A 14,824-nucleotide genomic window follows, 5' to 3' on the forward strand; every position below is an offset into this window, starting at 1 on the left:
CGCGCGGTTCCTTCGTTCCTCAATGCCCTTGAACGCAATGAGGAAACGCAACATGACGATCGTGACCAACCTGGGCTTTCCGCGCATCGGTGCGCGGCGCGAGCTCAAGCAGGCGCTGGAACGCTACTGGCGCCGCGACATCGACGGCGCGCAACTGCAGGACACCGCACGCGAACTGCGCCAGCGTCACTGGCAACTGCAACGCGAGGCCGGGGTGGACGTGCCGCCCAGCAACGACTTCAGCCTGTACGACGCGATGCTCGACACCGCGTTCCTGTTCGATGCGATCCCGCAACGCTACCGCGCGCTGGCCGATGCCGATCCGTTGGCCGGCTACTTCGCGATGGCGCGCGGCACCCAGGAAAACGGCCTGGATCTGCACGCGTTGGAAATGACCAAGTGGTTCGACACCAACTACCACTACCTGGTGCCAGAGCTGGCGCGGCGCCAGCACTTCCGCCTGCGCGGCGACAAGCCGGTGGTGGAGTTCCTGGAAGCCAAGGCGCAGGGCATCCAGACCCGGCCGGTGCTGATCGGGCCGGTGACCTTCCTGGCGCTGTCCAAGACCGTGGACGGCAGCGACCGCTGGGCGCTGCTGGACAGCCTGCTGCCGGTGTACGCCGAACTGCTGCAACGCCTGCATGCGGCCGGCGCCGGCTGGGTGCAACTCGACGAACCGGCGCTGGTGCTGGACCTGGACGAGGCCGCACGCGCCGCCTATGAGCGTGCCTACGCCTTCCTGGCGCAAGCGCCGCGGCCGAAGCTGCTGCTGACCAGCTACTTCGGCGAACTGGGCGACAACCTGGAACTGGCGATGGCGTTGCCGGTGGACGGCATCCACGTGGACCTGGTGCGTGGCGTGGCGCAGTTGGACGCCGTGCTGCAGGCGCTGCCGGCCGGGCGCGTGCTCTCGGCCGGCCTGGTCAACGGCCGCAACGTGTGGCGCACGCCGCTGGACAACGCGCTGACCCTGGCCCGCTACGCCGCCGGCCATGTCGGCCGCGAGCGGCTGTGGCTGGCGCCCTCGTGCTCGCTGCTGCACGTGCCGGTGGATCTGCAGCAGGAGACCAGGCTGGACCGCGAACTGGTCGGCTGGCTGGCCTTCGCCAGGCAGAAGCTGCAGGAACTGCGCACCCTGGCCGATGCGCTGGACGACCAGCCGCAGGCGCAGGCGGGGCTGGACGCGGCGCGCGATGCGTTGGCCAGCCGTCGCGCCTCTGCGCGCGTGCATCGCGCCGAGGTGGCGCGGCGGGTGGACGCGCTGACCGACGACGCCGGCCGCCGGCAGTCGCCGTACGCGCAGCGCCGGCAGGCGCAGCAGGCGGCGCTGCGGCTGCCGCTGTATCCGACCACCACCATCGGCTCGTTCCCGCAGACCGAGCAGGTGCGGCAGGCGCGTGCGCAGCACAAGGCCGGCAAACTCGACGATGCCGCGTACGACGCGTTCCTGGCCGCCGAGACCGAACGCTGCGTGCGTGCGCAGGAGCAACTGGGCCTGGACGTGCTGGTGCACGGCGAGTTCGAGCGCAACGACATGGTCGAATACTTCGGCGAGCAGCTGGACGGCTTCGCCTTCACCCGTCATGGCTGGGTGCAGAGCTACGGCTCGCGCTGCGTGAAGCCGCCGATCATCTACGGCGACGTGCAGCGCCCGGCGCCGATGACGCTGCGCTGGACCCAATACGCGCAGTCGCTGACCGAGCGGCCGATGAAGGGCATGCTGACCGGGCCGGTGACGGTGCTGCAGTGGTCGTTCGTGCGCGACGACCAGGAGCGCGCGCAGACCTGCCGGCAGATCGCGCTGGCGCTGCGCGACGAGGTGCGCGACCTGGAGGCGGCCGGCATCGGCGTGATCCAGATCGACGAGCCGGCGATCCGCGAAGGCCTGCCGCTGCGCCGCGCCGATTGGCAGGCGTACCTGGACTGGGCGGTGCAGTGCTTCCGCATCGCCGCGGCCGGGGTGCGCGATGCCACGCAGATCCACACCCACATGTGCTACTCGGAGTTCAACGACATCATCGAGGCGGTGGCGGCGATGGACGCGGACGTGATCTCGATCGAGACCTCGCGTTCGCGCATGGAACTGCTCGATGCCTTCGTGCGCTTCCGCTACCCGAACGCGATCGGGCCGGGCGTGTACGACATCCACTCGCCGCGCGTGCCAAGCACGCAGGAGATAGTGGCGTTGCTGGAGAAGGCGCGTGCGGTGCTGGATCCGCAGCAACTGTGGGTCAATCCGGATTGCGGGCTGAAGACCCGCGGCTGGGCGGAAACCCGCAACGCGCTGCAGGCGATGGTGGCGGCGGCGCAGCAGTTGCGCAGCCAGCACGCGCAGGCGGCGTGACCTGGCGATGCCCGGCGCCACGTGCGCCGGGCATCGCGATGGTTGCAGCATGTCCGGCATCCCAGTTCGGCGTGCATTGCTGCATTGCGTCTTTGTCCGGCAATGTGCGCTGGCTATAACCGCAGGCGAACGCGTGGCGAGGGGGCGCTGCGTCCTCGCCGACGTGCTGCCGGCGGCGCGGTGCGTCGCGGCTCCGGCATGTGCGTCTGCTTCTCAGCACCGCCAGGGAGAGCGCGTCATGCCGAAGCTGTCGAACCTGTCCGCCGTCTGCGTCCTGTGTCTCGTCGTCCCCGCCGCCGCGCTGCACGCGGCCGAACTGATTCCCAAACAACTGGCCGGACCGCCCGAGGAGTTCGCGCAGATGCGCGCACCCGCCCCGGCGGAAGCGGCGATCCTGTCCAAGAGCGCGTTGCTGCCGGTGGAATTCTCCGCCGCGCGCAGTGGCGGCCCGGCGCAATGGCACACCACCCTGCCGGTGGAGAACGGCAAGCTGCGCTTCGTGGTGCTGTCCGGCGAGCAAGACTGGCAACCACGCTTGAGCGCACCGGCCACGGCCAGCGCACGCATGGGCAGCGCCGCCGCCACGCCGATGCTCGCGCCCAGCGCCAAGACCACCCAACTGGGCGCCGGCGGCGCCGCGCTGCCGGCTCGCGAGTACCGCGTGGACAGCGCCGCCAACGGCGACTGGACCCTGACCCTGCAGGCCGACGGCAGCAACACGGCGCAGCGTGGCTACGTGCTGATGGAGGGCGATCCACGCACGCAACTGGCGTCCTATCCCAGCGACCGCGCGCAACTGCAGCGCGGCCAGCGCGTCGGCCTGACCGCCCTGCTCGGCGGCATCGATGCGCAAGGCGGCGTGTCGCTGGCGCGCAGCGCCGGCAGCGGCCGCATCGACACCGCACGGCTGCGGGTGATCGCGCCGGACGGCTCCGTCAGCCAGTGGCCGATGGCCGACGACGGCCGCCACGGCGACGGCGCCGCGGGCGACGGCGTGTATGCCGGCGACTTCCCGGCGACGGCCACCGGCACCTACATCGCGCAGGTGGTGGTGCACGGCCACGACGCCGGCGGCCAGGCCTTCGTGCGCACCAGCGAGCACGTGCTGCCGGTGCTGGACACCACCTTGCGCATCACCGCCGATGCCGTCGCCGCCAGCGCACAGTCCGGCACCCGGCTGACCCTGCCGATTCCGGTGCGCATCGGCGGCGGCCAGGCGCCGGCGCACTACCGCGTGCTCGGCGAACTGTGGGGCACCGGCCGCGACGGCAGCGCGGTGCCGGTGGCCTGGCTCGGCGGCATGCTCGCGCCGCAGGACGGACGCCTGCCGCTGAGCGTGGACGAGCGCTGGATCGTCCGCGCCGGCGCGCGTGCGCCGTTCACCCTGCGCAACCTGCGCGTGGAAGATCCGGACAACTTCGTGCCGCTGGCCACGCGCGCGACGTTGCCGCTGACCCTGCCGGCACTGCGCCGCAGCAGCGTGGCGCGCAGCACCGGCGCGATCGACGAGAGCATGCGCATGGGCGAGCGCCCGGCACAGCTGAGCACCGCCGCCACCGACATGCAGGCACAGGCCACCGGCAAGCGCCTGGTGCTGGTGCACGGCTATTGCTCAGGCGGGGTGTGGCCGGTGGCGCAGTTCACCAATGCCTCCGCGTTCCTGGACGTCAACCAGAACCGCAGCAACGACCAGTTCGCGCAGCGCCTGGCGCAGTTCGGCAGCCAGTGGAACTCGTTCGGCACGGTGGCGCACAGCCAGGGCGGCATGGCCGCGTTGCACCTGTACGTGTATTACTGGAGCGGCCTGGACAATGCCAGCGGCGGGCGGGTGATGCAGTCGGTGGGCACGCCCTACCAGGGCACCAACCTGGCCGGCATCCTGGCCACGGTGGGCTCGTGGTTCGGTGTGGGCTGCGGCACCAACAACGACCTCACCTACGACGGCGCCAAGGCCTGGCTGGCCGGCATCCCCAACTCGGCGCGGGCGCTGGTGAACTACTACACCACCTCCTTCGCCAAGACCAACTGGTACACCAACGACTACTGCAACGCGGCCTCGGACCTGGTGCTGAGCGACCCGGAGGACGGCACCGTGGAGCAGGTCAACGGCCAGCTGCCCGGCGGCGTCAACCGCGGCCACACCACCGGCCAGTGCCACACCACCGGCATGCGCGATCCGGCGCAGTACCTGGACGCCAGCCGCAACGCGACGATGAACGCCAACGCGGCGCGTTGAGGGCTGGGAATAGGGAATCGGGAATGGGGAATCGGCAGAGCGAACGCCGCGCTGCGGCTGCTGATGGTCCCCTTCCCTATTCCCGGCCCCATTCCCTGCTTCATCGGAAATGCCACCGTGCAGTGACTGGAGAGCGGGGATGATCGTCGATGCAGACGGTCGGCACCGCGACCATGGATTAGGGCAAGCGGGTGCTTAGCCGCTGTTGCTGTTGCTGTTGCTGCTCCCCATTCCCGATTCCCGAATCTCCACTCCCCGCCTCAGCGAAATACCACCGTGCGATGCCCGTTGAGCAGGATGCGATGCTCGACGTGGCGGCGCACGGCGCGGGCCAGCACCTGCGACTCGGTGTCGCTGCCCAGGCGCACCAGTTCGCGCGGGGTCATGGCGTGGTCCACGCGGGCCACGTCCTGCTCGATGATCGGGCCTTCGTCCAGATCGCCGGTGACGTAGTGCGCGGTGGCACCGATGATCTTGACCCCGCGCGCGTGCGCCTGGTGGTACGGCTGCGCGCCCTTGAAGCTGGGCAGGAAGCTGTGGTGGATGTTGATCGCGCGTCCGGCCAGCGCCGCGCACAGCGTCGGCGACAGGATCTGCATGTAGCGGGCCAGCACCACCAGATCGATGCGTTCGCGTTCGACCAGCGCCAGCAGCTGCGCCTCCTGTTCGGCGCGGTTGGCGGCACTCACCGGCAGGTGGTGGAACGGCACGCCGTAGGACCCGGCCAGCGCGGCGAAGTCGGGATGGTTGGAGGCCACCGCGGCGATGTCCACCCGCAACTGCCGGCTGTGCGCGCGGAACAGCAGGTCGTTGAGGCAGTGACCCTGCTTGCTGACCAGCACCAGCAGGCGCGCACGGCGGCGCGCGTCGTGCAGTTGCCAGTCCATCGCGTAGTCGGCGGCCAGCGGCTCCAATTGCAGCTTCACCGCGGCGACGACGCCGTCGGCCGGCACGTCGAAGTGCACGCGCAGGAAGAAGCGGCCGCTTTCCTCGTCGCCGAACTGCTGCGCGTCGAGGATGTTGCAGCCGTGCTCGAACAGCAGGCCGCTGACGCGGAAGACGATGCCGGTACGGTCCGGGCAGGACAGGGTCAGGATGTAGTCGGGGCGCATCTGTCGATGATAGGGGAAAGGCGGGGATTCGGGATTCGGGATTCGGGATTCGGGATTCGGGAATCGGGAATCGGGATTCGGGAATCGGGAATCGGGACAGTCCGTCTCTGGAACGTGGTGAGGCAACTGTCATGCAGCGACGGCGGACGAAGTCCGCTGTGCATCCGATCTTGCACGGCGTCGGGACTGAAGTCCCTCCCACAGTGCAGTCCATGACGGTGCCGGTGCCGCGGTGTGGGAGCGGCTTCAGCCAGGACCGTGGGAAGAGGCCTCGCCATCCAGCCGGAGCCGGCTTTTCCTTCTCCCTCCGGGACCATGGCCCCCTTTTTGGGGGAAGGTGCCCCGAAGGGGCGGATGAGGGTTCGGGCGCAGCCTCGTGCAGTCGAAACACCGCATGCGCTGCGCGCCCGGACCCTCACCCCAACCCCTCTCCCGGAGGGAGAGGGGCTAAGAGCCATCCAGTCGAGGCCGGCTTTTCCTTCTCCCTCCGGGAGAAGGTGCCCCGAAGGGGCGGATGAGGGTCCGGGCGAAGCTTCGTGCAACTTGAACTCCGCTTGCGCTGCGCGCCCCGTACCCTCACCCCAACCCCTCTCCCGGGGGAGAGGGGCTTAGGCATCCTTATCCTGAAATCCGGTCGCGGCTGACATCGCACCCAGGACGCTGCTCACTCGCCTGCGCTCACTCCGGGCGCAGGCGCAGCGCCAGGCGGCGGTTGACCTTTTCCAGGCGCGCCAGCGAGTCCTCCACCGACATGCCGACCGCTTCGTGGGTGGTGATGTGCGCGCGCAGGTGCGCCGGGTCGTCCAGGTCGCCGCGCACCAGGAACACGTTCTCGCCATCCTCCACGTCGCCGATCTCGCGGCTGAGCACCACGTGGTCGACCTGGTCGAAACCGTATTCCTTGGCCAGCGGCAGCAGCCGCGCCACCATGCGCTCGCTGATCGCATCCGGCGCGCGCCCACAGGCGGCGTCCAGCGCGTGCACGCCCTCGCGGATCTGCGCGTACAGGAGATGGTCCGGATGCTCCGGGTGATCGGGTCCGGGCACGGGCTCGCGCACCACCGCGCGCGGTGGCTGGATCGGGGCTCTGTCGCCGGGATCGGACGAATTCGGACTCATGGCATCCTCCTGTGATGCGCCAGCAAATCGCCGCACCTTAGCGGCAAGCGCGCGCCAGGCTCAAGCGGGTGCGCAGTGTGCGGCATGCGCCGCCAAGGTCCGCTGAAGATCCGTCGGCGCTTCAGGCCTGGCCGGCGCGGCGCGCGGCGACCTTGGCCAGCGCCGCCCAGTCGAGGTCGCCGTCGCCGTGCGCGATCGCCTCGATGAAGGCATCGCGCAGCACCGCGGCCAGCGGCATCGGCACGTGCCGGGTCTCGCCGGCGTTCAGGGCCAGGCGCACGTCCTTCAGGCCCAGCGTGGCCTTGAAGCCGGCCGGGCTGTAGCGCTGTTCGGCGATCATGCCGCCGTAGGTCTGGTAGGCCGGTGCGGCGAACACGGTGCTGGTGAGCATGTCGAGGAAATCGGCCGCTTCCACGCCGTGCCCGCGCACCAGCGCCGACGCCTCGGCCATGGTGCCGATGGCGCTGGCCAGGCACAGGTTGGCGGCCAGCTTGACCGCGTTGGCCTGTTCCGGCGCGGTGCCGAAGTACCAGGTCTTGCGCCCGATGACATCGAGCAAGGGCTGCACACGCGCCAGCGCCGCGGCGTCGCCGGCGGCGAGCAAGTTGAGCTGGCCGGCCGCGGCCACCTCCACCCGCCCCAGCACCGGCATCGCCAGGTAGGCGACGCCGCGCTCGGCATGCAACGCGTGCAGTTCGCGCGCCAGCGTCACCGAGATCGTGGCCATGTTGACGTGCACGCTGCCGGCGGTGAGCGCGTCCAGCGCGCCGCGATCGAGCAGGGTTTCGCGCACCGCAGTGTCGTCAGCCAGCATCGAGAACAGCACCGGCCCGCGCACCGCATCGGCCGGTTGCGCGGCCTGCTGCGCGCCGGCCTCGAGCAGGGGCTGCGCCGCCGCGGCGCTGCGGTTCCAGACCGTCAACGCATGGCCGGCGCGCAGCAGGTTGAGCGCGATCGGCTGGCCCATCGTGCCCAGGCCGAGAAATCCAATCGTCGTCATTGCAGGCTCCCTGAAGGAATCGAAATGGAGGACGCCACCAGCGCGCGCGGCGCGCCGGTCAGGCGTCGAACACGCCGCGCGCCGCATGCGGCTCGCAACGCAGGTATTGCGGCGACGGGCGTACCCGCGCGCCCAGCGCGGCGGCCGCGTGCCACGGCCAGCGCGGATCGTAGAGGATGCCGCGGGCCAGCGCGATGGCATCGGCACGGCCCTCGGCGAGGATGGCCTCGGCCTGCTGCGGCTCGGTGATCAGGCCCACCGCGATCACCGGCATGCGCACCGCGCGGTGCAGCGCCTCGGCCAGCGGCACCTGGTAGCCGGGCGCCACCGGAATGCGCTGACGCCGGTCCAGCCCGCCGCTGGATACGTGCAGATAATCGCAGCCCTGCGCCTGCAATGCCTGCGCCAGCGCCTGGCTCTGCGCCAGATCCCAGCCGCCGTCGACCCAGTCAGTGGCGGAGATGCGCACGCCCACCGCAATGCTCGGCGCCACGGCGGCGCGTACCGCTGCATGCACGCGCAGCAGCAGGCGCATGCGGTTCTCCAGGCTGCCACCGTAGGCATCGGTGCGCTGGTTGCTCAGCGGCGACAGGAACTGGTGCAGCAGGTAGCCGTGTGCGGCATGCAATTCGATCAGCTCGAAGCCGAGTCGCTCGGCGCGCCGCGCCGACGCCACGAACGCCTCGACGATGGCGTCGATGCCGGCCAGGTCCAGCGCCTGCGGCGACGGGCCGTCGTCGGCGAATGCCTGCGCCGACGGCGCCACCGTCTGCCAACCGTTCGGCTGCTCGGGCGCGATCGCTCCGCCGCCGTCCCAGGGCTTGTGCGTGGACGCCTTGCGCCCGGCATGCGCGAGCTGGATGCCCAACGGCATCGGCGACCAGCGCCGCACGGAGCGCAGCACCGTGTCCAGCGCCGCCTCTGTGGCGTCGTCCCATAGGCCCAGATCGGCGTAGCTGATGCGCCCACGCGGCTCTACCGCGGTCGCCTCCAGGATCAGCAGCCCGGCGCCGGACTGCGCCAGTTGGCCCAGATGCTGCACATGCCAGTCGCTGGCACGGCCGTCCTCGGCCGAGTACTGGCACATCGGCGCGATCACGATGCGGTTGGACAACGACAGCGGCCCCAGCGCGAGGGGCGAGAACAAGTGACTCACGATATGGATCCATGGAAACGCCGCGCACGGCGCGGGAAGCGGCCATTGCACTCCTGCCGTACAGCGCGATCAACCACTGCCGGTGGATCAGTTCGTGCCGGGATTCGGAACGCGCGCCGCTGCCGGCAGCAGGAAGGCCAGCGCCTGCGCGCACGACTGCTTCACTTTCAGGCTCAGCAGATCGTCGCCGCGGGTGCGGCCCAGGTTGACCGCGGCGATCGGCAGGCCGGCCTTGGCCGCGGCCTGCACGAAGCGGAAGCCGGAATAGACCATCAGCGACGAGCCCACCACCAGCACCGCGTCGGCGCGCTGCAGATGCGCGAAGGCACTGGCCACGCGCTCGCGCGGCACGTTCTCGCCGAAGAACACCACATCCGGCTTCAGCACGCCGCCGCAGTGCGCGCAGGCCGGCACCACGAAGCTGGCGAAATCCTCGCCCTCCAGGTCGGCATCGCCGTCGGGCGCCGGCGCGGCCTGCAGCGTCGCCCACTGCGGGTTGTGCTGCAGCAGGTGCTGCTGGAACGCCTCGCGCGGCATGCGCCGCTCGCAGCCCATGCAGCGCACCACGTCCAGGCGCCCGTGCAGGTCGATGGTGGCGCGGCTGCCGGCGACCTGGTGCAGGCCATCCACGTTCTGGGTCAGCAGCAGTTCGACCTGGCCGCGCGCTTCCAGCTGCGCCAGCGCGGCATGGGTGGCATTGGGCCGCGCATGGCCGAAGCGCGGCCAGCCGAGCAGGCTGCGCGCCCAGTAGCGTTGCCGCGTCGCCAACTCGCCCATGAAAGCCTGGTAGGTCACCGGCTGCGCACGTTTCCAGTCGCCGGCGGCGTCGCGGTAGTCGGGAATGCCCGAGTCGGTGCTGCAGCCGGCACCGGTCAGCACGAACAGGCGCCGATGGCGGTCGACGAACGCTTCCAGCGCATCCGCCGCCGGATACAGGAAAGCCGGCTGATCCTGCAGCGACCGCGACATCGTACGACTCCAAGGTTGGTGGATGGGAGAGCGCGACGGGAACATCGGCCGCTTCTTATGTAAGGGACCCAGGCCGGCAGCGCAAGGCCCGCCAAGCGTTGAATGGAGCACCCTGCCGGGCAGCAGCGGTAGCCCGAGCGTGCCTGCGCCGGCGGCACTCCCGTGGTACGGCTCAGCTTCTTCTTGCCAGCGGCGTACGCGGTTCGCCGCATCCCTCCCGTCCCACGCACACGATGCGGCTGGAGCCACGCATCTGTCGGCGAATTGCGCTCTCGACAACCCTCGTCCGCGCGTCTGTCTGCATTACGACACCAGACGCTGGCCAGCTGCGGACCGATGCATGGCGGGCCTGGCGATTTCCGCGTCCGCCGCATGTCTTCGAGCCATCGCCCATGGTGCTTTGGGCCAGCACCCATCCCCGACTTTCGACGGATGCAGACACCATGCGGATGCAGTCGCACTCCCCGCAACGGCCCATGCCGCGCCCGGATGGCGGCCGCGCCCCGAGGTTTCCTTGACAAGGCGCCATCGGCCTGCGTTGCGATCGGTTGCGGCAGCAGCGACAGCGTAGACCACCCGGACTCACCACCAGGAGCTTTTACTTGACCACTCTTCATACGCAGCGGCGGACCTTCGGCGCTGCGCTTCTTTCCCTTGTCATGCCTGCGCTGCAGCTGCGCTCTGAGCGGCCTGCATCGCATCCGTGCGCCTTCATGTCGCGCATGGACCGCACTCCACTGTTCTCGATGCTCATGCTCGCCGCGGTCCCGCTGGGTGCAGCGGCTTCGGCCATTGTTGATGGCGATGGACCGCCCCCTCTCCCTGTCGCCACAGCCACAACGGAAGAGGCAGCAGGGCCATCCGACGAAGGCGCGGACGAGCAGCCGGTGGATACGCAAGAGGCCGTCGTCCTGGGAACGGAGGCTTTCGCCGATGGCTATCGGAGTGTGGCGATCGGTAGCAAGAGCGCTGCATGGTCGAACTACAGCGTCGCAATCGGCTCGGAGTCGAGCGCCGAGGCCGATGGCGCAGTGGCGATTGGCCCTGCGAGCAGTGCTCGAGCCGCCGTCGGCATCGCGCTGGGCGCGAACGCGAGCGCCGACGGGGCAGCCGCGCTGGCGATCGGCCCATCAAGCAACGCACAGGCCAGGACCAGTGTGGCCATAGGCGACAGCGCACGAGCCAGCAGCGAAAGCGCCATCGCCATCGGCAGAGAAAGCGTTGCGCACTCCGACTCGAGCATCGCGCTCGGTGCGCAGTCGAACACCGATGGCATCGGTGCACTGGCCCTCGGCGCACTCAGCAGTGCACAGGCCGACTCCAGCATTGCCATCGGCGAACGCGCGCTCGCCAGCGGCGGCAACGCCAGTGCGCTGGGCTTCGGCTCGGTCGCGGCTGGCGAGGACGCCATTGCCATCGGGGCCGGCAGCGGTGCCAGATCCGACCACGGCATCGCGCTCGGCGTCGACAGCAATGCCCAGGCGGACAACGACGTCGCGCTGGGCACGCAGGCCTTGGCAGGCGGCGAGAACGCCACGGCAGTCGGGTCGCAGGCATACGCCAACGGCAAAGACGCCAGCGCGTTCGGCGGCATCGCCAGCGCCAACGGCGCCGGCGCCCTTGCACTGGGCAGCAGCGCCACTGCACTCGGCGCGACAACCGTGGCGCTTGGCTACAACAGCATCGCGACCGGCGCCAACAGTGTGGCCATCGGTGCCGGTTCGGTGGCCGATCGCGACAGCACGGTTGCGTTCGGCAATGCGACCGCGCTACGGCAACTCGCCTATGTCGCCGCTGGCACCGCCGATACCGACGCGGTCAACGTCGTGCAACTGCGCAGCATCGCCAGCGTACTCGGCAACGGTGCCGGTGTCGGCAGCGACGGCACAATCGGCGGTGGCGCTTACCTGATCCAGGGCCGCAGTTACGGCAACGTCGGCTCAGCCCTGTCCGCCTTGGATGGCGCACTGTCCTCGCTGGATCATCGCGTCGACGCGCCTATCCATATCGACCAGGGCGTCGCGGTGGGTAGCGGCGGCACCGGCGGCCCCAGCGTCGGTGCCGGCACCAATGCCGTGGCCGTGGGCGCACAGGCCACCGCCAACGGCCAGAACGGCACGGCGATCGGTTCCAGCGCGCTGGCCTACGGCCCCAACGACACCGCGTTGGGCGGCAACGCGCAGGTCAATGCCGACGGCAGTACCGCGGTCGGCGCCAATGCCAGCATCAGCGCCAATGCCACCAACGCGGTGGCGGTCGGCGAAAGCGCCACGGTCACGTCCGCCTCCGGCACCGCCGTCGGCCAGGGCGCGTCGGTCTCGGCGAACAATGCCGTGGCGATCGGCCGCGGCTCCTCCGCCACGCGCGCCAATACCGTCTCGGTCGGCAGCGCCGGCAACGAACGCCAGATCAGCAACGTCGCCGCCGGCAGCGCGGCCACCGATGCGGTCAACGTCGCGCAGATGCAGGCCGGCGACAGCGCCACCCTGAGCAGCGCCAACGCCTACACCGACAGACGCATGGCCGGCTGGGACGACAACCTGACCCGCCTGCGCACCGACACCGACCAGCGCTTCCAGCACCTGGACCGGCGCATCGACCGGATGGGCGCGGTCAGCGCCGCCTATGCCGGCATGGCGGTCAACCTGTCAGGGTTGGCCGGACTCAACCGCGTCGGCGTCGGAATCGGCTCGCAAGGCGGCGAGAACGCCCTGGCGTTGGGCTACCAGCGCGCGATCGGCAACCGCGCCAGCGTCTCGCTCGGCGGCGCCTTCTCCGGCAGCGAGAAGAGCGTGTCCGCCGGTGCCGGCTTCAGCTGGTGACACGACCGTAGGTGCCGCCCTTCCTTGATTTCCACGCCTTCGTCGATCTTCGCAGAGACACCGCCATGACCCATGCCACCCCGCTTTCCCGCAACCTGCTCGCCCTGTCGCTGGGCCTGGCCCTCGCCGGCACCGCGCAGGCGCAGACCGCCCCGCGCTTCTCGGTCCTGGCCCAGGCTGCGCCCGGGCAATCCACCGTCTACGACGGCCTGATCGTGACCTATCGCGACGGCAGCAGCGCCGTCCGCGACACGCGCGCCGCCAGCGCCACGCTGAACCAGATCATGGCCGCGCGCAGCACCGCCAGCACCTGGACCAGCACCTACCGGCAGACCGCCCCGGCCTTGAACCGGGTGCGTCGCCTCGCCATCGGCGCCGACCTGGTGCGGCCCAGCCGCGCGCTGACGCCATCGCAGTTGCAGACGCTGATCGCCAGCCTGAAGGCCGACCCCGCAATCGCGCACGTGGAGCCCAACCTGGTGCTCAAGCCGATACGCAGCGCCGCGCAGGCCACGGCCAGCGCGGCAAGCGCGGCAAGCGCACCGAACGATCCCGGCTACGCCCTGCAGTGGCACCTGCGCACGCCCGATGGCCACCTGGAAACGTTGGCGCCGGAGACCACCGGCTATCCCAACCGTGGCGGCATCGATCTGTTGCCGGCCTGGCAGTACGGCACCGGCCAGGGCGTGGTGGTGGCGGTGATCGATACCGGCATCACCGCGCATCCGGACCTGGACACCTCGCTGGCCAGCGCCGGCTACGACTTCATCAGCGATGCGCTGATGTCCGGCCGCGCCAGCAACGGACGCATCGCGGGCGGCTGGGACACCGGCGACTGGACCACCGACGACAAGTACCTGGTCGCCAACGGCGGCTGTGCGCAACCGCAGGAACAGACCGACAGTTCCTGGCACGGCACCCACGTCGCCGGCACCATCGCAATGCGCACCAACAACGGCATCGGCATGGCCGGGATCGCGCCGGACGCGAAGATCCTGCCGATCCGCGCGCTCGGCCATTGCGGCGGCACCACCGCCGATATCGCCGATGCCATCGTGTGGGCCTCGGGCGGCCACGTCGACGGCGTGCCCGACAATGCCAACCCCGCCGAGGTGATCAACATGAGCCTGGGCGGCGGCGGCGCCTGCGCGCAGGATTCGGTCACCGCCAATGCCATCGCCAGCGCCATCGCGCGCGGCAGCGTGGTGGTGGTGGCCGCAGGCAACGACAACGCCGACGCCGGGGGCTATTCGCCGGCCAGTTGCCCGGGCGTCATCAACGTCGCCGCCACCGGCATCACCGGCGGTCGCGCCTACTATTCCAACTTCGGCAATACCATCACCCTGTCCGCGCCCGGCGGCGGCGTGTACGCCAACGATGCATCCAGCGGTGCGGGATCGGTGCGCACCGGCCTGGTCTGGTCCACCCTCAACAACGGCACCCATGGTCCGGACCAGCCGGCCTACGCCGGCTACGAGGGCACGTCCATGGCCTCTCCGCACGTGGCCGGCGTGGTCGCCCTGGCGATCAGCGCGGCAATCAACGCCGGCCGGCCGGTGCCGACGACCGCGCAGATGCGCGACATCCTGACCCAGACCTCCAACGTGTTCCCGGTGAAGCCGACGCTGCGCATCGGCGGCGGCATCCTCAATGCCGGCAAGGCGGTCGCGCGCGCTGCAGGCGCCAGCGGCGGCGGCGAGGAAGCCACCGCCACCACCATCGCGCGCGGCACGCAGAACCGGCTGTCCGCCGCTACGGGCCAGGGGCCGCTGTACCGCCTGGATGTCCCGGCCAACGCACGCAACCTGCAACTGCGCACCTTGGGCGGTAGCGGCCAGCTGCGGCTGTACGTACGTGCGGTGCGCGCACCCAGCGCCGACGGCGGCAATGCCGACTACAGCTCGGTGCGCAACGGCACCACGCAGAACGTGCAGATGGCGCTGCCGGCGACCGGCAGCTACTTCTTCCGCCTGGTCGGCGGCAGCGGCGGCTACGCCAACGTGACCCTGTCGGTGAGCTACACGGAGTGACCGAACGCCACGGGCGCTGCCGCGGCGGTGCCCCTG

The 14,824-nt window shown here is 70.3% G+C and carries 9 protein-coding genes; 4 read left to right on the forward strand and 5 right to left on the reverse strand.

The features are described from left to right. Positions 1-52: 52 nt before the first annotated feature. A complete protein-coding gene (gene metE, locus RAB70_RS02070) occupies positions 53-2,344 on the forward strand; it encodes a 5-methyltetrahydropteroyltriglutamate--homocysteine S-methyltransferase (RefSeq protein ID WP_148827257.1) in 2,292 nt (763 codons plus the stop codon). Between the two features lie 238 nt (positions 2,345-2,582). Next, positions 2,583-4,580 carry a choice-of-anchor X domain-containing protein gene (locus RAB70_RS02075; protein ID WP_148827255.1) on the forward strand — a complete coding sequence of 666 codons (1,998 nt, stop codon included), beginning with the start codon at positions 2,583-2,585 and terminating at the stop codon, positions 4,578-4,580. A gap of 260 nt (positions 4,581-4,840) precedes the next feature. On the opposite strand, the gene purU is transcribed toward RAB70_RS02075, so the two are convergent. The 5 genes from purU to RAB70_RS02100 all read right to left on the reverse strand — a co-directional run bounded on the left by purU (position 4,841) and on the right by RAB70_RS02100 (position 9,936). Beyond that, the gene (purU, locus tag RAB70_RS02080) at positions 4,841-5,692 is read right to left on the reverse strand and encodes a formyltetrahydrofolate deformylase (protein WP_148827252.1); all 852 of its coding nucleotides are present in this window, start codon (positions 5,690-5,692) and stop codon (positions 4,841-4,843) included. A 678-nt stretch (positions 5,693-6,370) separates the two neighbouring features. Continuing rightward, positions 6,371-6,811 carry an XVIPCD domain-containing protein gene (locus tag RAB70_RS02085; protein ID WP_017908683.1) on the reverse strand — a complete coding sequence of 147 codons (441 nt, stop codon included), beginning with the start codon at positions 6,809-6,811 and terminating at the stop codon, positions 6,371-6,373. A 121-nt stretch (positions 6,812-6,932) separates the two neighbouring features. Then, complete coding sequence (locus RAB70_RS02090; protein ID WP_017908684.1) at positions 6,933-7,778, reverse strand: NAD(P)-dependent oxidoreductase; 846 nt, start codon at positions 7,776-7,778, stop codon at positions 6,933-6,935. Positions 7,779-7,869: 91 nt separating this feature from the next. After that, positions 7,870-8,967: an NADH:flavin oxidoreductase/NADH oxidase gene (locus RAB70_RS02095; RefSeq protein WP_148827248.1), complete on the reverse strand. Its 1,098-nt coding sequence runs from the start codon at positions 8,965-8,967 to the stop codon at positions 7,870-7,872. Between the two features lie 87 nt (positions 8,968-9,054). Continuing rightward, complete coding sequence (locus tag RAB70_RS02100; RefSeq protein WP_148827246.1) at positions 9,055-9,936, reverse strand: NAD-dependent protein deacetylase; 882 nt, start codon at positions 9,934-9,936, stop codon at positions 9,055-9,057. 722 nt (positions 9,937-10,658) lie between these two features. Between RAB70_RS02100 and RAB70_RS02105 the strand changes: the two genes are divergently transcribed. Both RAB70_RS02105 and RAB70_RS02110 read left to right on the forward strand, forming a co-directional pair. Further along, entirely contained in the window at positions 10,659-12,758 is a 2,100-nt protein-coding gene (locus RAB70_RS02105) for a YadA family autotransporter adhesin (RefSeq protein ID WP_408068851.1), read from the forward strand. A 65-nt stretch (positions 12,759-12,823) separates the two neighbouring features. After that, positions 12,824-14,788 carry a S8 family serine peptidase gene (locus tag RAB70_RS02110; protein ID WP_148827244.1) on the forward strand — a complete coding sequence of 655 codons (1,965 nt, stop codon included), beginning with the start codon at positions 12,824-12,826 and terminating at the stop codon, positions 14,786-14,788. The last annotated feature ends 36 nt before the right edge of the window (positions 14,789-14,824 follow it).

The organism is Xanthomonas sontii, assembly GCF_040529055.1.
GTDB lineage: Bacteria > Pseudomonadota > Gammaproteobacteria > Xanthomonadales > Xanthomonadaceae > Xanthomonas_A > Xanthomonas_A sontii.